The sequence below is a fragment of the Pseudomonas sp. P1.8 genome, from assembly GCF_001269805.1.
Classification (GTDB): domain Bacteria; phylum Pseudomonadota; class Gammaproteobacteria; order Pseudomonadales; family Pseudomonadaceae; genus Aquipseudomonas.
This window is the reverse complement of record NZ_LHVM01000017.1, coordinates 54,932-72,881: the sequence shown is the minus strand read 5'-3', so window position 1 is coordinate 72,881 and position 17,950 is coordinate 54,932. Positions and strand designations below refer to the sequence as shown.

Sequence of the window (17,950 nt, the reverse complement as noted above, 5' to 3'; positions counted from 1 at the left end):
CTATGAGCAAGCCCACTGTCGACCCTACCTCGAATGCCAAGACCGGCCCTGCCGTGCCGGTCAACTTCCTGCGGCCGATCATCCAGGCAGACCTGGACTCGGGCAAGCACACGCAGATCGTCACCCGTTTCCCGCCTGAACCCAACGGCTACCTGCACATCGGCCACGCCAAGTCGATCTGCGTGAACTTCGGCCTGGCCCAGGAGTTCGGCGGCGTCACGCACCTGCGTTTCGACGACACCAACCCGGCCAAGGAAGACCAGGAATACATCGACGCGATCGAAAGCGACGTCAAATGGCTGGGCTTCGAATGGTCCGGCGAAGTGCGCTACGCCTCGCAGTATTTCGACCAGTTGCACGACTGGGCGGTTGAGCTGATCAAGTCCGGCAATGCCTACGTCGACGACCTGACCCCGGAACAAGCCAAGGAGTACCGTGGCAGCCTGACCGAGCCAGGCAAGAACAGCCCGTTCCGCGACCGCAGCGTCGAAGAGAACCTGGACCTGTTCGCCCGCATGAAGGCCGGCGAGTTCAAGGACGGCGCACGCGTACTGCGGGCCAAGATCGACATGGCTTCGCCGAACATGAACCTGCGCGACCCGATCATGTATCGCATTCGCCATGCTCATCACCACCAGACCGGCGACAAGTGGTGCATCTACCCGAACTACGACTTCACCCACGGTCAGTCGGACGCCATCGAAGGGATCACCCATTCGATCTGCACCCTGGAGTTCGAAAGCCACCGCCCGCTGTACGAGTGGTTCCTCGAGCACTTGCCAGTGCCGGCCAATCCGCGCCAGTACGAGTTCAGCCGCCTGAACCTGAACTACACCATCACCAGCAAGCGCAAGCTCAAGCAGCTGGTCGATGAGAAGCACGTGCATGGTTGGGACGACCCGCGCATGTCCACACTGTCGGGCTTCCGTCGCCGTGGCTACACGCCGAAATCGATCCGCAATTTCTGCGAAATGATCGGCACCAACCGTTCCGACGGCGTGGTCGACTTCGGCATGCTCGAATTCAGCATCCGTGACGACCTCGACCACAGCGCCCCGCGCGCCATGTGCGTGCTGCGTCCGCTGAAAGTCGTGATCACCAACTACCCGCAAGGCCAGGTCGAGAACCTCGAACTGCCGTGCCACCCGAAAGAAGACATGGGCGTGCGCGTCCTGCCGTTCGCCCGGGAAATCTACATCGACCGTGAAGACTTCATGGAAGAGCCGCCGAAGGGCTACAAGCGCCTGGAGCCGGCCGGTGAAGTGCGTCTGCGTGGCAGCTACGTGATCCGTGCCGACGAAGCGATCAAAGACGCCGATGGCAACATCGTCGAACTGCGCTGTTCGTACGATCCGGACACCCTGGGCAAGAACCCTGAAGGCCGCAAGGTCAAAGGCGTGGTGCACTGGGTGCCGGCTGCGGCCAGCGTCGAGTGCGAAGTGCGTCTGTACGACCGTCTGTTCCGTTCGGCCAACCCAGAGAAAGCCGAAGACAGCGCCAGTTTCCTGGACAACATCAACCCTGATTCACTGCAGGTACTCACCGGTTGTCGTGCCGAGCCTTCGCTGGGCAATGCACAGCCGGAAGACCGTTTCCAGTTCGAGCGCGAAGGTTACTTCGTCGCGGATATCAAGGACTCGAAACCAGGTCAGCCGGTATTCAACCGTACCGTGACCCTGCGTGATTCGTGGGGCCAGTGATTCAAGGAAGTTAACGTGCTAACCATTTACAACACGCTCACCAAGAGCAAAGAAGTTTTCAAGCCTTTGGATGGCAACAACGTGCGCATGTATGTCTGCGGGATGACCGTGTACGACTACTGCCACCTGGGCCACGGCCGCAGCATGGTTGCGTTTGACCTGGTGACACGCTGGTTGCGCTTCAGCGGTTACGACCTGACTTATGTGCGCAACATCACCGACATTGACGACAAGATCATCAACCGGGCCAACGAGAACGGCGAATCGTTCGAAGCGTTGACCGAGCGCATGATCGCGGCGATGCACGAAGACGAAGCGCGCCTGAACATCAAGAAGCCGGACATGGAACCGCGTGCCACGGATCACATCCCTGGCATGCACGCGATGATCCAGACCTTGATCGACAAGGGTTACGCCTACGCCCCGGGCAATGGCGACGTGTACTACCGCGTCGGCAAGTTCATGGGCTACGGCAAACTGTCGCGCAAGAAGATCGAAGACCTGCGCATCGGTGCGCGCATCGAAGTCGACGAGTCCAAGCAGGATCCGCTGGACTTCGTGCTGTGGAAAGCCGCCAAGCCGGGCGAGCCGAGCTGGGAATCGCCGTGGGGCGCCGGGCGTCCAGGCTGGCACATCGAATGCTCGGTGATGTCGACCTGCTGCCTCGGTGAGACTTTCGACATTCATGGCGGCGGCAGCGATCTTGAGTTCCCGCACCACGAAAACGAAATCGCCCAGAGCGAAGCGGCCACCGGCAAGACCTACGCCAACGCGTGGATGCATTGCGGCATGATTCGCATCAATGGCGAGAAGATGTCCAAGTCCTTGAACAACTTCTTCACCATTCGCGACGTGCTCGACAAGTACCACCCGGAGGTCGTGCGTTACCTGCTGGTGTCGAGCCACTACCGCAGCGCCATCAACTACTCGGAAGACAACCTCAAGGACGCCAAGGGCGCTCTGGAGCGTTTCTACCATGCGTTGAAAGGCTTGCCTACAGTCGCGCCTGCTGGTGGCGAAGCGTTCGTCGAGCGTTTCACTACAGTGATGAACGACGACTTCGGTACGCCGGAAGCCTGCGCGGTGCTGTTCGAGATGGTCCGTGAGATCAACCGTCTGCGCGAGAGCGATCTCAATGCCGCGGCCGGTCTGGCAGCCCGTTTGAAAGAACTGGCCAGCGTGCTGGGTGTGTTGCAGCGTGAAGCCGATGATTTCCTGCAAGCCGGTGCCGAAGGGCGCGTCGATGCAGCCGAAGTTGAGGCATTGATCGCTGCGCGTCTGGCGGCACGTGCCGGTAAAGACTGGGCCGAATCCGACCGCATCCGCGACCAGCTCACCGCCATGGACGTGGTGCTGGAAGACGGCAAGGGCGGCACGACCTGGCGTCTGGCTGACTGATTGCTGTAGTCGTTACAAACAAAACCCGCCTCGTGCGGGTTTTTGTTTTTAGGGGCTGCTCGCTAATTCTGCTCTGACAGGGCGGGCCCCATCGCTGGCAAGCCAGCTCCTACAAGGTCGCGCCGTTCGCCAAATTTACGTACACCTCTGGCACTGTAGGAGCTGGCTTGCCAGCGATAGGGCCCGTCCGGGCAACCCATCATTCCGTCTGACGCAATCGCTTGTAAAGGGTGTTACGGCTCACCCCAAGCCGCCTGGCCAAGTACGAAATATTCCCCCCAGCCGCCTGCAACTGCCGATTCAAATCCTCGACGTCATTCAAGTCCACGGCAATCGGTTCCGCCGTCTCCACCGGCTCCATCTCCAGATCAACAAAGAAATCATCCGGCAAATGCTCCGGCCGGACAGGCTGCTCTTCGGCCATGGCCAGTGCCACCTGCATCACGCTGCTGACCTGGCGCAAATTGCCCGGCCACGGGTGACGGCTGAACAGTTCCAGCACCTCGCGGCTCAGACCGGCCCACTGGCTCGGTTCGCGGTGCTGTTCCCACAGGCGCTTGAACAGCGCCTCTTTATCACTGCGTTCCCTCAAGGGCGGCAGCTCCAGGGTCAGTCCGCCAATGCGGTAGTACAAATCCTCGCGGAAGCGCCCCAACTGCACCTGTTCGCGTAACGAACGGTTTGTCGCAGAGATGATGCGGATGTCCACTGGGAACAGCTCACTACTGCCCACCGGTTGCACGCAACGCTCCTGCAATACCCGCAGCAAACGTGCCTGGGTTGGCAGCGGCATATCGCCGATTTCGTCGAGAAACAGTGTGCCTTTGTCAGCCTTTCGGATCAGGCCGATGCTGCCTTTCTGATTTGCACCGGTGAACGCGCCTTTCTCGTAGCCGAACAGTTCTGATTCAACCAGTTCAGCGGGGATCGCCGCACAGTTCACTGCAATGAACGCCTGTTTGCTCCGAGAGCTGGCCTGATGCAAGGCCTTGACGAAAACTTCCTTGCCGACGCCGGTCTCGCCGTGGATCAGCAACGGAATGTCTTTTTCCAGCAAGCGTTCGGCCTGGCGCACGGCTTTTTCCACGCGACTGTCGCCGTAATGCAGAGTGTTGAGGCTGATCGGTGCCGGGTTTGCCACCGCAGGTTCGGTGAAGACTCTTGGTTGAATCGGCACCTGCTTTGGTCTTTTCAACAGGCACTGGAAGCGATTGCGTCCGCAAGCCTGAAGCGAGAAGGGCAGGCCTTCGGGTTGATTCAACAGCTCCAGCAGTGAAACCTTGAACAGGCTTTCGACGCTGACCCGAGACAACCGAACGCCGAGCAAATTATCGGCGCGGCGATTGGCGGACAACACCTGTCCACTGTCATCGATAATCAACAACCCGGCCCACTGGCTGTCGAGGTTGTTCAGCCCGGTGTTGAACGTCAACTGAAAATGCTGGCCGTGGAACAGGTTGAGGATCAGCCGGTTTTCCACGGTCTGGCTCATCATCTTGACCATGCCCAAGGTATGAGAGGGTGGCAGATAGCTGTCGCTGGACACATCCAGCACGGCGATGACCTTGCGCTCGGCATCGAAAATCGGCGCGGCGGAACCGGTCATGAAACGGTTGGCCTTGAGGAAGTGTTCGTCATGCTCGATGTGCACCGCTTGTTCGCAGGCCAGCGCGGTGCCGATGGCATTGGTGCCGCTGCACCGTTCCATCCAGCTGGCACCGGCGCTGAATCCTCGGGTCAGTTTCGGTTCGATAAAGCGCTGGGTGCCCCAGGACGTCAGCACCTGGCCTTGATTGTCGGCGAGCATGATCAGGCAGTTGGAGTTGCTGAGAATGTTCTCGTAGTACGGCAGCACTTCCTGATGGGTGGTCTGCACCAGCGAATGCTGGCTCTCCAGCAATTGTGCAATGTCCGAGGCCGGTAGCTGATCGAATGCCGGTGGGGTTTGATGACTGAGGCCGAACGCGCGGCAGCGTGACCAGGAGTCCTGGATGATGACGTCGTGGGACAACGGCGAAGCGGGGGCGGCCATGGCAGTCGATCTCTGGGCAAGCTTTTATTGTTGTTATGGGTTTTGCACATCACGTTGAATCTCACACGTGACGGTTCCGACGCGCCACGCCTTTGTAGGAGCCGGCTCCTACAGGTGGCCGTGAACAGTCCATAGAGTGTTGTTCACTATTGTTCACTGTCAATGGATCAACTGTTCAATTGTTCATTTCCAGTTGTTCATTTGTGTTCAGCAACGAACGCAGGCTTCCCTCGATTTCAAGGATTTCCAAACTGAATCAATAGCTTGAGATTTTTGGCACAAATGTCGCTTTAGTGCTCTGGTCGCTTGACTCAAAAAAATAAAAAGGCCGAGCCATGTCACTCACCCTGGAGCACGTCAGCCGCACCGTCGAGGGCCAGACCTGGATCGACGATGCCAACCTGAGTTTCGAACCCGGTTCCTTCAATGTTTTGCTCGGCCGCACGCTGTCCGGCAAAACCAGTCTCATGCGCCTGATGGCCGGTCTGGACAAGCCCGACAGCGGCCGCATCCTGATGAATGGCGTCGATGTCACCCAACGGCCCGTGCGGTTGCGCAATGTATCGATGGTGTATCAGCAGTTCATCAACTACCCGACCATGACGGTGTTCGAGAACATCGCCTCGCCATTGCGGCAGGCCGGGATTTCCAACGAACAGATCCTGAGTAAAGTGCTGGAAACCGCGAAAATGCTGCGCATCGAGAAGTTTCTCCAGCGCCATCCTCTCGAACTTTCCGGTGGTCAACAGCAACGCACGGCCATGGCTCGGGCACTGGTCAAGGATGCCGAGCTGATCCTGTTCGATGAACCGCTGGTCAACCTCGACTATAAATTGCGCGAAGAACTGCGCCAGGAAATGCGTGAGCTGTTCAAGGCGCGCCACACCATTGCCATTTACGCCACCACCGAACCCAACGAAGCCCTGGCCCTGGGCGGCACCACGACCATTCTTCATGAAGGTCGTGTGATCCAGAGCGGGCAGTCGTCCGAGGTCTATCACCAGCCACAGACAGTGCTGGCGGCCGAGTTGTTTTCCGAGCCGCCGATCAACCTGATGCCGGGTCGCATTGCCGGCAACGAAGTGAGTTTCGCCAACTTCGTGCACTTTCCGCTGAACGTCGATCTGCGCCCGGTGGGCGAGGGCGAGTTCCGTTTCGGCGTGCGGCCCAGCCATATCTCGCTGGTGCCGAGCAATGACGACGATCTCGAACTGGCGGTGACGGTTGAAGTCGCGGAGATCAGCGGCTCGGAAACCTTTCTGCACGTGCGCAACGAGCATTTCCTGCTGGTGCTGCACCTGCCCGGCGTTCATGAATACGACGTCGATGCGCCGATCCGCATCTACATCCCCACCCACAAACTGTTTGTGTTCGATGCGCAGGGACGGCTGGTCCAGGCGCCCGGCCGGCGTATCGCGAGGGTTGCCTGATGGCCGAAATCCGTTTGCAGAACCTCGCACACAGTTACAGTAAATCCCCGGCGGGACCGGAGGATTACGCAATCCGCGAGATGGACCACATCTGGGAGCAGGGCGGCGCCTATGCATTGCTCGGCCCTTCTGGCTGTGGCAAATCGACCTTGCTCAACATCATTTCCGGTCTGCTCAGTCCATCCCAGGGTCATGTACTGTTCGATGGCAAAGCGGTCAACAACCTGACCCCGGAGAAACGCAACATCGCTCAGGTTTTCCAGTTTCCGGTGGTCTACGACACCATGACGGTGTTCGATAACCTGGCCTTCCCGCTGCGCAATCAGGGCATGGCCGAGGCGAAAGTTCACAGCAAGGTGCAGGAAATTGCCGAAGTCCTGGACCTTCAGAACCTGCTGAGTAAAAAAGCCCGCAACCTCACCGCCGACGAAAAGCAAAAAGTCTCCATGGGCCGCGGACTGGTGCGCGATGACGTGTCGGCGATTCTCTTTGACGAGCCGCTGACGGTGATTGATCCGCACCTGAAGTGGAAGCTGCGACGCAAGCTCAAGCAGATTCATGAGCAGTTCAACATCACCATGGTCTATGTCACCCACGATCAACTGGAGGCGTCGACCTTCGCCGACAAGATTGCGGTGATGTACGGCGGGCAGATCGTGCAATTTGGCACCCCACGGGAATTGTTCGAGCGGCCGAGCCATACCTTCGTCGGCTACTTCATTGGCAGCCCGGGCATGAACCTGATCGAGGTGCAGCCACAACCGGGTGGTGTCGGTTTCGCGTCGACCCATCTGCCGTTGTCCGAGGTCATGCAGCAGCGCATTGCTGAATCGGAGTGGAAAACCCTGAAGGTCGGCATTCGTCCGGAGTTCATCCATGTGTGGGACGAAGCCTTTGATGACGCGTTGCGGGCAAATGTCGTACACGTGGAAGACCTCGGCACCTACAAGATCATGACCCTGAACCTTGATGGGGCTCCGCTGAAAGTGCGTCTGGCCGAAGACAAACCGGTGCCCCAAGGCACGGCGTACATCAGTTTTCCGGCGCAGTGGCTGATGGTCTACGCCGACGAGTTCCTGCTGGAGGCGCAAGCCACGGAGGTGCAGCGATGAACAAGGTGCAGAACAACAAGGCCTGGTGGCTGGTGCTGCCGGTGTTTCTGCTGGTGGCGTTCAGTGCCGTGATCCCGATGATGACGGTAGTCAACTACTCGGTGCAGGACATCTTCGACCAGTCCAGCCGCTACTTCGTCGGCGCCGACTGGTACAGACAAGTGCTGCTCGACCCGCGCCTGCACGACTCTCTGCTGCGCCAGTTCATCTATTCGGCCTGCGTGCTGCTGATCGAAATCCCCTTGGGCATCGCGATTGCCCTGACCATGCCGACCAAGGGCCGCTGGTCGTCGGTGGTGTTGATCATTCTGGCGATTCCCTTGCTGATCCCGTGGAACGTGGTCGGCACCATCTGGCAGATTTTTGGCCGGGCCGACATCGGTCTGCTGGGGGCGAGTCTCAAGGCCATGGGCATCAACTACAACTATGCGGCGAACACCATGGATGCCTGGGTCACCGTGCTGGTGATGGACGTCTGGCACTGGACGTCGCTGGTGGCGCTGCTGTGTTTCTCCGGCCTGCGGGCGATTCCGGACGTGTACTACCAGGCGGCGCGGATTGACCGGGCGTCGGCCTGGGCGGTGTTCCGCCACATCCAGTTACCCAAGCTCAAGAGTGTGCTGCTGATCGCGGTGATGCTGCGTTTCATGGACAGTTTCATGATCTACACCGAGCCTTTCGTGCTCACCGGTGGCGGGCCGGGCAACGCGACTACCTTCCTCAGCCAGACCTTGACGCAAATGGCGATCGGGCAGTTCGACCTGGGGCCGGCCGCTGCGTTTTCGCTGGTGTACTTCTTGATCATTCTGTTGGTGTCCTGGCTGTTCTACACCGCCATGACTCACTCCGACGCCAACCGCTGAGGCCATCATGAGCAAGCGAAAGCTGATTCCTTTGCTGATCTACATCCTGTTCCTGCTGGTGCCGATCTATTGGCTGTTGAACATGTCCTTCAAGAGCAACAACGAAATCCTCGGCGGCCTGACGCTGTTTCCCCAGGATTTCACCTTCCACAACTACAAGGTGATCTTCACCGATCCGGCCTGGTATACCGGTTACCTCAACTCGCTGTACTACGTAAGCCTGAACACGGTGATTTCCCTGAGTGTGGCGCTGCCGGCGGCCTATGCGTTTTCGCGTTACCGCTTCCTCGGCGACAAGCACTTGTTCTTCTGGTTGCTGACCAACCGCATGGCGCCGCCAGCGGTGTTCCTGCTGCCATTCTTCCAGCTGTACTCGTCGATCGGGCTGTTCGACACGCACATCGCCGTGGCCTTGGCCCATTGCCTGTTCAACGTGCCGTTGGCGGTGTGGATTCTTGAAGGCTTCATGTCTGGGGTGCCCAAGGAAATTGACGAAACCGCCTACATCGATGGCTACAGTTTTCCCAAGTTCTTCGTGAAGATTTTCATCCCGCTGATCGGCTCCGGCATCGGCGTCACTGCATTTTTCTGCTTCATGTTTTCCTGGGTCGAACTGCTGCTGGCGCGCACGTTGACGTCGGTGAACGCCAAACCCATTGCAGCGGTGATGACCCGTACGGTCTCGGCCTCCGGCATCGACTGGGGCGTGCTCGCAGCAGCGGGGGTGTTGACCATCCTGCCGGGCATGTTGGTGATCTGGTTTGTGCGCAACCACGTGGCCAAGGGCTTTGCCCTGGGCCGGGTATGAGGAGTTGATGATGGAATGGATGAGCTGGACGGTCCCGACGGCGGTGTTCTTCAGCGTCATTGCCTTGATCCTGGCGGGCATGACCGCTTGGGAATTGCGTTCGCCGAGTGTGCTTCGACGTGGTTTGTTGCCGATTGCCACCACCCGTGGCGATCGGTTGTTTATCGGTCTTCTCGGCAGCGCCTACCTGCATTTGCTGGTAATCGGCGTCACCGACTGGAGCATCTGGGTCGCCTTTGCGTTGTCCCTGGTGTGGCTGTTGGCTGTGATGCGTTGGGGCTAGTCGAATCGCTCGGCAATGTTGCTCCGAAACTTAAACAGGAGGTCTCTATGTTCGACAAAAACAACAAGCTGCGACATAGCATTTCATTGGCAGCCATGCTGGCACTCAGCGGTTTGAGCGCATCGGCCTGGGCCGACGCCTATGAAGACGCAGCGAAGAAATGGATTGGCAGTGAGTTCAAGCCATCCACCCTGACGGTGGATCAGCAACTTGAAGAGTTGAAATGGTTCATCAAGGCCGCAGAGCCGTTTCGAGGGATGAGCATCAAAGTGGTGTCGGAAACCATCGCCACTCACGAGTATGAATCCAAGGTGCTGGCCAAGGCCTTCAGCGAGATCACCGGGATCAAATTGACCCACGACCTGTTGCAGGAAGGCGACGTGGTGGAAAAGCTGCAAACCCAGATGCAGTCGGACAAGAACATCTATGACGGCTGGGTCAACGACTCGGACCTGATCGGCACGCACTTTCGCTACGGCAAGACCGAATCGATCACCGACCTGATGGCCAACGAGGGCAAGAACTTCACCTCGCCGACCCTCGACATCAAGGACTTCATCGGCATCTCCTTCACCACTGCACCAGACGGCAAGATTTATCAATTGCCCGACCAGCAGTTTGCCAACCTGTACTGGTTCCGCGCCGACTGGTTCGAACGTGCGGACCTCAAAGCCAGGTTCAAGGAAAAGTACGGCTACGAATTGGGCGTGCCGGTGAACTGGTCGGCCTATGAAGACATCGCCCAGTTCTTCAGCGAAGACGTCAAGGAAATCGACGGCAAACGCGTGTACGGGCACATGGACTACGGCAAGAAAGACCCGTCGCTCGGCTGGCGGTTCACCGATGCCTGGTTCTCCATGGCCGGTGGCGGCGACAAGGGCATCCCCAATGGTCTGCCGGTGGACGAGTGGGGCATCCGTGTCGAGGACTGCCATCCGGTGGGATCCAGTGTGACTCGCGGCGGCGACACCAACGGCCCGGCGGCGGTCTTCGCCACCACCAAGTACGTCGATTGGCTGAAGAAGTATGCGCCACCGGAAGCGGCGGGCATGACCTTCTCGGAATCCGGTCCGGTGCCATCCCAAGGCAACATCGCCCAGCAGATCTTCTGGTACACCGCATTCACCGCCGACATGACCAAACCGGGTCTGGCGGTGATGAATGCCGACGGCACGCCGAAATGGCGCATGGCACCGTCGCCGCGCGGACCTTACTGGGAGGAGGGCATGAAGCTGGGCTATCAGGATGTGGGTTCCTGGACCTTCATGAAATCCACGCCCGAGAAGCAAAAACTCGCGGCCTGGCTGTACGCGCAATTCGTGACCTCGAAAACCGTGTCGCTGAAGAAGACCATCGTCGGTCTGACGCCGATCCGCGAATCGGACATCAACTCCCAAGCGATGACCGATCTGGCGCCGAAACTCGGTGGCCTGGTCGAGTTCTACCGCAGCCCGGCCCGTGTGCAATGGACCCCGACCGGGACCAATGTGCCGGATTATCCTCGCCTCGCGCAATTGTGGTGGAGCCACATCGCGGAAGCGGCCAGCGGCGAGAAAACCCCACAAGAGGCGCTGGACGGCCTGGCCAAGGATCAGGACGCGATCATGACCCGTCTGGAACGCTCCAAGGCACAAGCCACCTGCGCCCCGAAAATGAACCCGGAGCGCGATGCGCAATATTGGTTCGACCAGCCGGGCGCACCGAAGCCGAAACTGGAAAACGAAAAGCCTAAGGGCGAAACCGTGAGCTATGCCGAACTGCTGAAATCGTGGGAGGCGGCGCGTAAATAAGGTCGAGCTGTAGGATGCGAACGGCACCGTAAGGTGCCGTTTGCATTTTTGCCTGATGGACCGTGTCTTTCGAACAAGCCGGCACATAAAAAAGGCGAGGGGTAGAGGATCAAAAGATCACAGCCTTCGGCAGTTCCTACAGGGCGCACGCCATCCCAATGTAGGAGCTGCCGAAGGCTGCGATCTTTGGACGTTGAATCCCACAAAAACAAAAACGGCACCCGAAGGTGCCGTTTTTGTTTACTGCCGAATGTCGCTTAAGCGATCAACCCGCCAGACCCGATTGCTGAACCAGGCTCAGCAGCGGTTGTGGATAGACGCCGAGGAAGAACGCGACCAGGGCGATAGCCAGCAGCATCACGCCGCCTGCTTTTTGTTCCCAGTGCAGTTGCGCATCGTGGCGACGCAGGTTCGGTTCGATCAGGAACAGGGTGACCATGACGCGCAGGTAGTAGAACACGCCGATGGCGCTGCCCAGTACCAGGGAACCGACCAGCCACCATTGATGGGATTCGACACCGGTGGCGATGATGTAGAACTTGCCGATGAAGCCCGCGGTCAGCGGGATACCGGCCAGGGACAGCATCATCACGGTCAGCACGGCGGTCAGGTACGGACGGCGCCAAAACAGGCCGCGGTATTCGTACAGGGCGTCCGCGTCACGACCGTTGTACGGCGAGGACATCAGGGTGATCACGCCGAAGGCGCCGAGGCTGGTGATCACGTAGGTGACCAGGTACACGCCGATGGCTTCCACGGCCAGACCCTTGCTCGCCACGAGGGCGATCAGCAGGTAACCGAAGTGAGCGATGGACGAGTAACCCAGCAGACGCTTGAGGTTGCTCTGGGTCAGCGCCAGCAGGTTACCGAACAGGATCGACGCGATGGCGATGATGGTCAGCACGTCGCTCAGCACGCCGCTGCTTGCCGCTGGGGAGATCTGGAACAGACGCACCATTACAGCGAACACGGCCACTTTGGACGCAGTTGCCAGGAACGCTGCGACCGGCGCCGGAGCACCTTCGTACACGTCCGGCGTCCAGAGGTGGAACGGCACCAGCGACAGCTTGAACGCCAGACCGATCAGCATCATGCCAAGGCCCAGTTGTGCCAGCGAGCTAGGCAGGCCGGTAGCCGCCAGCGCCTGACCGATGCCGACGAAGCTCAGGGAGCCAGAGTCTGCGTACAGCAGCGCCATACCGAACAACAGGAACGCGGAACCGGCAGCCGACAGCACCATGTACTTGATACCGGCTTCCAGCGAACGCTTGTTGAAGAAGGCGTAAGCCACCAGACCGTAGACCGGCACCGACAGCAGTTCCAGACCGATGAACAACCCGGCCAGGTGCTGCGCGCTGACCAGCACCAGGCCACCGGCGGCGGCCATCAGGATCAGCAGGTACAGTTCTTCACGGTTGCCCGGGTAACCCGAACCACCATCACCGAGGTAGGCGTGGGCGAGGGTCACACAGGCGAGGGTGGCGACCAGGATCAGCGCCATGTACAGGCAAGCGAAGGTGTCGATTTGCAGCAATGGCGTCACGGCCAGGGGCGCGACTTTCAAGGCAGGCAGGATCGACAACAGTGCCAGGTTCAGACCCGCCACGGAAATCAGGAAGGTCTGCGAGTGGTTGCGGCGCCAGGCGATCGCCAGCATCACCACGATGATCGTGGCGCTGGTGATCAACAACGGCGCAAGCGCGATAAAGTGTTGAGTCGTGAATTCCATAGCGCTCTTACCGGGCCGAAGCGAGTTGAGTGAAGGCGGTGCCGAGCCACTGCTGCACGCCATGCATCGTCGCGGCAGAGGTATCGAGGAACGGTTGTGGGTACACGCCGATGTAGATCAGCAATGCAGCCAGTCCGACCACCATGATCAGTTCGCGACCGTCCATGCCATGCAGCACCGCGTCCGATTTGGACGGGCCGAAGTACGCACGGTGAATCATGATCAGCGAGTAGACCGAACCGAACACCAGGCCGGACGTCGCGATGATGGTGACCAACGGCGCAGCAGGGAACGTGCCGATCAGGATCAGGAACTCACCGACGAAGTTACCGGTACCCGGCAAGCCCAGCGACGCGGCGGCGAAGAACAGGCTCAGGGCCGGCAGGTAAGCGATCTTCGACCACAGGCCACCCATTTCACGCATGTCGCGGGTGTGGGTGCGTTCGTACAGCTGGCCACTCAGGATAAAGAGTGCGGCTGCCGACAGACCGTGCGCCAGCATCTGCATCACTGCACCTTGCAGTGCCAGTTGGCTGCCGGAGTAAATGCCGATCAGTACGAAGCCCATGTGGGAAACGGACGAGAAGGCAATCAGACGCTTGATGTCGGTTTGCGCGAACGCCAGGAACGCACCGTAGAAGATCCCGATCAGACCCAGGGTCATGGCGATCGGCGCGAACTCTGCCGAGGCATTCGGGAACAGCGGCAGGGCGAAACGCAGCAGGCCGTAGGCCGCGGTCTTCAGCAAGATACCGGCGAGGTCGACGGAACCTGCGGTCGGCGCCTGGGCGTGAGCGTCAGGCAACCAGGAGTGGAACGGTACGACCGGCAGCTTGACTGCGAAGGCAATGAAGAAGCCGAGCATCAGGATGTACTCGGTGGTCATCGACATCTTGGTTTTCAACAGGTCGGCGTAGTTGAACGTAATCACGCCGGTTTCGTTGAAGTTGACCAGTACCAGACCCAGGATCGCCACCAGCATGATCAGGCCGGAAGCCTGAGTGAAGATGAAGAACTTGGTTGCCGCGTAGATCCGGGTTTTCTTGCCGTCCGAAGAACTGTGACCCCAGAGCGCGATGAGGAAGTACATCGGCACCAGCATCATTTCCCAGAAGAAGAAGAACATGAACAGGTCGAGGGCGAGGAACACGCCGACGACACCGCCCAGGATCCACATCAGGTTCAGGTGGAAGAAGCCAACGTGACGTTGAATTTCTTTCCACGAGCAGAGTACCGAGAGCACACCCAGCAGACCGGTCAGCAGGATCATCAGCAGCGACAGGCCGTCGAGGGCCAGGTGCACGCTGATGCCGAAACGCTGGATCCAGACATGCTTGAACTCAAGCACCCAGGTCGGATCGGCGCCAGGCGCCGGAGCAAATGAATAGTCGCCCTGGGACCACAGCCAGAGGCCGAGTGCGAGTTCCAGGGACATGGTCAACAGCGCAATCCAGCGTGGGAGGGTAGAGCCGAAGCGCTCACCCATCCAGCACAGCAGGCCGCCGATGAAGGGAATCAGGATTAGCCAAGGCAGAATCATGACGGGTTCGTTTCCTTTCGCAAATTCGCAAGGTTCATGTCAGACCGCTACCAGCACGACAGCGCCAATGACCAGCACGGCACCCGCAGCCATCGAGGCGGCATACCAACGCAGTTGACCGGTCTCGGTACGGCTCAGGGCGGTGTGACCGCCTTTGGCCATGCGCGGGATCAGACCGATGGTCTGGTCGAGCGGGTCTTTGCGCAGGATGTGGCTGATCGCCAGGTAAGGCTTGACGAACAGTTTGTCGTAGATCCAGTCGAAGCCCCAGGCAGCGAACCACCAGGCCGAGAGGAAACGGCCGATGCCGCTGTTGGCGATGGCGGTGACGAAGCGACGCTTGCCGAGGAACAGCAGCGCAGCCAGCAGGATACCGGCCAGGGCGATGGCGCCCGAAGCGATTTCCAGGCTGTGCTTGGCTTCGCCGCCGGCATGACCGACGCTTTGTGGCAGCACGCCGTGCAGCGGTGGAACGATCATCGCGCCGATGAAGGTCGACAATACGATCAGCACCGACAGCGGCAGCCAGTGGGCAATGCCGTGACCGGCGTGGGCTTCGGTCTTCGCTTCACCGTGGAACGCGATGAAGATCAGGCGGAAGGTGTACAGCGAGGTCATGAACGCGCCGACCAGACCTGCGTAGAGCAGACCGTTGTTGCCGCTGGCGAACGCTTCCCAGAGGATTTCGTCCTTGGAGTAGAAGCCCGCGGTGACCAGAGGCAGGGCCGCCAGGGCCGCGCCGCCGACGATGAAGCTGGCGTAGGCCAGTGGCAGTTTCTTCCACAGACCGCCCATCTTGAAGATGTTCTGCTCGTGGTGGCAGGCAACGATCACCGCACCGGAAGCAAGGAACAGCAGGGCCTTGAAGAAGGCGTGGGTCATCAGGTGAAAGATCGCGCCGTCCCAGGCACCAACGCCCAGGGCCAGGAACATGTAGCCGATCTGGCTCATGGTCGAGTAGGCGAGGATACGCTTGATGTCGGTCTGAACCAGGGCTGCGAAGCCCGCCAGAACCAGGGTCACGCCGCCAACGATGCCCACCAGGTGCAGGATTTCCGGCGCCAGGGTGAACAGGCCGTGGGTACGGGCGATCAGGTAGACACCGGCGGTCACCATGGTTGCCGCGTGGATCAGTGCCGAAACCGGGGTAGGACCTGCCATCGCGTCCGCCAGCCAGGTTTGCAGCGGCAGTTGCGCGGATTTACCGACAGCACCACCGAGCAGCATCAGGGTGGCCATGACCATCCAGAAGTCGCCGGCCTGGAATTTCTGCGGTGCCAGCACCAGCAGTTCCTGGACGTTCAGCGTGCCCAGTTGGGCAAACAGAATGAACAGGCCGATGGCCATGAACACGTCACCGATACGGGTCACGATGAAGGCCTTGAGTGCGGCGTTACCGTTGTTGCGGTTGCTGTAGTAGAAACCGATCAACAGGTACGAGCACAGGCCCACGCCTTCCCAGCCGAAGTACAGGAACAACAGGTTATCGCCCAGCACCAGGAACAGCATGCTGGCGATAAACAGGTTGGTGTACGCGAAGAAGCGCGAGTAACCGTCTTCACCGCGCATGTACCAGGACGCGAACAGGTGGATCAGGAAGCCGACGCCGACAACCACGCCGAGCATGGTCACGGACAGTCCGTCCAGATACAGCGCGAAGTTCGGCGTGAAGCCTTCCACCGCCATCCACTGCCACAACACCTGGGTGTAGTGACCGCCTTCTGGCGGGGCGACGTTGAATTGCCAGATCACGTAGGCGGTAACGATCGCCGACAGACCGATGGAACCCACGCCGATCAGTGCGGCCAGGTTTTCCGAGATGCGTCCACGGGAGAACGACAGCAGCAGGAAACCAATGAGAGGGAATACGAAAGTCAGAAAGAGTAGGTTCATCCGCGCATCTCACTGGCAGCGTCGATATCGAGCGTGTGGAAGCGGCGATACAGTTGCAGCAGGATCGCCAGGCCAATACTGGCCTCGGCGGCTGCCAGGCTGATCACCAGAATGAACATGATCTGTCCATCCGGCTGCGCCCAGCGGCTACCGGCAACGATGAACGCGAGTGCAGAGGCGTTCATCATCACTTCAAGACTCATCAACACAAACAAAATGTTGCGGCGGACCATCAGGCCGACCAGACCGAGGCAGAACAGGATGCCGGCGACCGCCAGACCATGCTCCATAGGGATAGCAGGCATCGTCATTGCTCCTTGGCTTCGTTGCGGCCCAAGTGGAACGCCGTGACGGCTGCAGCGAGCAGCAGCATCGAGGCGAGTTCGACCACCAGCAGGTAAGGACCGAACAGGCTGATGCCCACGGCCTTGGCGTCTACGGTGGTGTGGCCGATGGCTTCACCGGTCTGGTGGGAGAACAGCACATACAGCAGTTCTACCAGCAGCAGCGCGGCGAGCAGGACGGGCCCGCCCCAGATGCCGGGCTTGAGCCAGACGCGCTCTTGCTGAACCGAGGCCGGGCCAAGGTTCAGCATCATCACCACGAACACGAACAGCACCATGATGGCGCCAGCGTAGGCGATCACTTCCAGGACACCGGCAAACGGTGCGCCGAGGGCAAAGAACGTCATGGCCACGGCGATCAGCGAAATGATCAGGTAGAGCAGGGCGTGCACAGGGTTGGTGTTGGTGATCACGCGAAGCGTGGACACCACAGCGATACCCGATGCGAAATAGAAAGCGAATTCCATCTTTCTTCCTTAAGGCAGCAAGCTCTTCACGTTGATCGGTTCGGCTTCATTTTGCGCGGAGCCTTTGGGCTTCCCGGCAATCGCCATACCTGCAACACGATAGAAGTTGTAATCAGGGTTTTTGCCGGGGCCGGAGATCAGCAGATCTTCTTTCTCGTAAACCAGGTCCTGACGTTTGAACTCGGCCATTTCGAAATCCGGCGTGAGCTGGATCGCGGTGGTCGGGCAGGCTTCCTCGCAGAGGCCGCAAAAGATGCAGCGCGAGAAGTTGATGCGGAAGAAGTCCGGGTACCAGCGACCGTCTTCGGTTTCAGCTTTCTGCAGCGAGATGCAACCGACCGGGCACGCCACGGCGCACAGGTTGCACGCTACACAACGCTCTTCACCGTCAGGGTCGCGGGTCAGGACGATACGCCCACGGTAGCGCGGCGGCAGGTAGACCGCCTCTTCCGGGTACTGCAGCGTGTCGCGCTTGCGGAAGGCGTGGCCGAAAATCATCACCAGGCTGCGAAGCTGGGTGTAGAAGCCATGCACGATGTCAAATATGTACTTCATGATTCT

The 17,950-nt window shown here is 59.6% G+C and carries 15 protein-coding genes; 8 read left to right on the top strand and 7 right to left on the bottom strand.

All coding sequences use genetic code 11. The features are described 5' to 3' along the window. The first annotated feature begins 2 nt into the window (after positions 1 to 2). Positions 3 to 1,700: a glutamine--tRNA ligase/YqeY domain fusion protein gene (locus AD668_RS19735; protein WP_053161465.1), complete on the top strand. Its 1,698-nt coding sequence runs from the start codon at positions 3 to 5 to the stop codon at positions 1,698 to 1,700. A gap of 15 nt (positions 1,701 to 1,715) precedes the next feature. Beyond that, positions 1,716 to 3,098 carry a cysteine--tRNA ligase gene (gene cysS, locus AD668_RS19730; protein WP_053161464.1) on the top strand — a complete coding sequence of 461 codons (1,383 nt, stop codon included), beginning with the start codon at positions 1,716 to 1,718 and terminating at the stop codon, positions 3,096 to 3,098. Between the two features lie 199 nt (positions 3,099 to 3,297). Here the strand turns inward: cysS and AD668_RS19725 are convergent, their stop codons facing one another. After that, positions 3,298 to 5,130 carry a sigma-54-dependent Fis family transcriptional regulator gene (locus AD668_RS19725; protein ID WP_053161463.1) on the bottom strand — a complete coding sequence of 611 codons (1,833 nt, stop codon included), beginning with the start codon at positions 5,128 to 5,130 and terminating at the stop codon, positions 3,298 to 3,300. Between the two features lie 335 nt (positions 5,131 to 5,465). Between AD668_RS19725 and AD668_RS19720 the strand changes: the two genes are divergently transcribed. The 6 genes from AD668_RS19720 to AD668_RS19695 are packed head-to-tail and all read left to right on the top strand — an operon-like array spanning position 5,466 to position 11,416. Beyond that, positions 5,466 to 6,560: an ABC transporter ATP-binding protein gene (locus AD668_RS19720; protein ID WP_053161462.1), complete on the top strand. Its 1,095-nt coding sequence runs from the start codon at positions 5,466 to 5,468 to the stop codon at positions 6,558 to 6,560. Further along, positions 6,560 to 7,672, top strand: coding sequence for an ABC transporter ATP-binding protein (locus tag AD668_RS19715; RefSeq protein WP_053161461.1), 1,113 nt, complete (start codon positions 6,560 to 6,562; stop codon positions 7,670 to 7,672). The genes AD668_RS19720 and AD668_RS19715 overlap by 1 nt, the downstream gene beginning before the upstream one ends. Then, positions 7,669 to 8,535 (top strand): carbohydrate ABC transporter permease, encoded by an 867-nt coding sequence (locus tag AD668_RS19710; RefSeq protein ID WP_053161460.1) that lies wholly within the window; start codon positions 7,669 to 7,671, stop codon positions 8,533 to 8,535. The genes AD668_RS19715 and AD668_RS19710 overlap by 4 nt, the downstream gene beginning before the upstream one ends. Positions 8,536 to 8,542: 7 nt before the next feature. Then, positions 8,543 to 9,343 carry a carbohydrate ABC transporter permease gene (locus tag AD668_RS19705; RefSeq protein WP_053161459.1) on the top strand — a complete coding sequence of 267 codons (801 nt, stop codon included), beginning with the start codon at positions 8,543 to 8,545 and terminating at the stop codon, positions 9,341 to 9,343. A 10-nt stretch (positions 9,344 to 9,353) separates the two neighbouring features. Beyond that, a complete protein-coding gene (locus tag AD668_RS19700) occupies positions 9,354 to 9,626 on the top strand; it encodes a DUF2160 domain-containing protein (protein ID WP_053161458.1) in 273 nt (90 codons plus the stop codon). A gap of 47 nt (positions 9,627 to 9,673) precedes the next feature. Further along, complete coding sequence (locus tag AD668_RS19695) at positions 9,674 to 11,416, top strand: ABC transporter substrate-binding protein (RefSeq protein WP_053161457.1); 1,743 nt, start codon at positions 9,674 to 9,676, stop codon at positions 11,414 to 11,416. A gap of 265 nt (positions 11,417 to 11,681) precedes the next feature. On the opposite strand, the gene nuoN is transcribed toward AD668_RS19695, so the two are convergent. The 6 genes from nuoN to nuoI are packed head-to-tail and all read right to left on the bottom strand — an operon-like array spanning position 11,682 to position 17,944. Continuing rightward, on the bottom strand, positions 11,682 to 13,145 hold the full coding sequence (gene nuoN / locus AD668_RS19690; RefSeq protein ID WP_053161456.1) for an NADH-quinone oxidoreductase subunit NuoN: 1,464 nt from the start codon (positions 13,143 to 13,145) through the stop codon (positions 11,682 to 11,684). A 7-nt stretch (positions 13,146 to 13,152) separates the two neighbouring features. Then, positions 13,153 to 14,685, bottom strand: a complete 1,533-nt coding sequence (gene nuoM, locus AD668_RS19685; RefSeq protein WP_053161455.1) for an NADH-quinone oxidoreductase subunit M — start codon at positions 14,683 to 14,685, stop codon at positions 13,153 to 13,155. Between the two features lie 39 nt (positions 14,686 to 14,724). Beyond that, positions 14,725 to 16,578, bottom strand: a complete 1,854-nt coding sequence (gene nuoL / locus AD668_RS19680; RefSeq protein WP_053161454.1) for an NADH-quinone oxidoreductase subunit L — start codon at positions 16,576 to 16,578, stop codon at positions 14,725 to 14,727. Beyond that, positions 16,575 to 16,883, bottom strand: coding sequence for an NADH-quinone oxidoreductase subunit NuoK (gene nuoK, locus AD668_RS19675; protein ID WP_007946416.1), 309 nt, complete (start codon positions 16,881 to 16,883; stop codon positions 16,575 to 16,577). Before nuoK ends, nuoL begins: the two co-directional genes overlap by 4 nt. Before the next feature lie 2 nt (positions 16,884 to 16,885). Continuing rightward, positions 16,886 to 17,389 carry an NADH-quinone oxidoreductase subunit J gene (gene nuoJ / locus AD668_RS19670; protein ID WP_053161453.1) on the bottom strand — a complete coding sequence of 168 codons (504 nt, stop codon included), beginning with the start codon at positions 17,387 to 17,389 and terminating at the stop codon, positions 16,886 to 16,888. A 9-nt stretch (positions 17,390 to 17,398) separates the two neighbouring features. After that, positions 17,399 to 17,944 (bottom strand): NADH-quinone oxidoreductase subunit NuoI, encoded by a 546-nt coding sequence (gene nuoI, locus AD668_RS19665; protein WP_177330210.1) that lies wholly within the window; start codon positions 17,942 to 17,944, stop codon positions 17,399 to 17,401. Positions 17,945 to 17,950: the final 6 nt, after the last annotated feature.

Coding starts and splice junctions, on each gene's coding strand:
- AD668_RS19695 (WP_053161457.1), top strand. CDS start 9,674: ATGTTCGACAAAAACAACAAGCTGCGACATAGCATTTCATTGGCAGCC.
- nuoN (WP_053161456.1), bottom strand. CDS start 13,145: ATGGAATTCACGACTCAACACTTTATCGCGCTTGCGCCGTTGTTGATC.
- nuoL (WP_053161454.1), bottom strand. CDS start 16,578: ATGAACCTACTCTTTCTGACTTTCGTATTCCCTCTCATTGGTTTCCTG.
- AD668_RS19720 (WP_053161462.1), top strand. CDS start 5,466: ATGTCACTCACCCTGGAGCACGTCAGCCGCACCGTCGAGGGCCAGACC.
- nuoI (WP_177330210.1), bottom strand. CDS start 17,944: ATGAAGTACATATTTGACATCGTGCATGGCTTCTACACCCAGCTTCGC.
- AD668_RS19725 (WP_053161463.1), bottom strand. CDS start 5,130: ATGGCCGCCCCCGCTTCGCCGTTGTCCCACGACGTCATCATCCAGGAC.
- AD668_RS19710 (WP_053161460.1), top strand. CDS start 7,669: ATGAACAAGGTGCAGAACAACAAGGCCTGGTGGCTGGTGCTGCCGGTG.
- AD668_RS19700 (WP_053161458.1), top strand. CDS start 9,354: ATGGAATGGATGAGCTGGACGGTCCCGACGGCGGTGTTCTTCAGCGTC.
- AD668_RS19705 (WP_053161459.1), top strand. CDS start 8,543: ATGAGCAAGCGAAAGCTGATTCCTTTGCTGATCTACATCCTGTTCCTG.
- AD668_RS19735 (WP_053161465.1), top strand. CDS start 3: ATGAGCAAGCCCACTGTCGACCCTACCTCGAATGCCAAGACCGGCCCT.
- nuoJ (WP_053161453.1), bottom strand. CDS start 17,389: ATGGAATTCGCTTTCTATTTCGCATCGGGTATCGCTGTGGTGTCCACG.
- nuoK (WP_007946416.1), bottom strand. CDS start 16,883: ATGCCTGCTATCCCTATGGAGCATGGTCTGGCGGTCGCCGGCATCCTG.
- nuoM (WP_053161455.1), bottom strand. CDS start 14,685: ATGATTCTGCCTTGGCTAATCCTGATTCCCTTCATCGGCGGCCTGCTG.
- AD668_RS19715 (WP_053161461.1), top strand. CDS start 6,560: ATGGCCGAAATCCGTTTGCAGAACCTCGCACACAGTTACAGTAAATCC.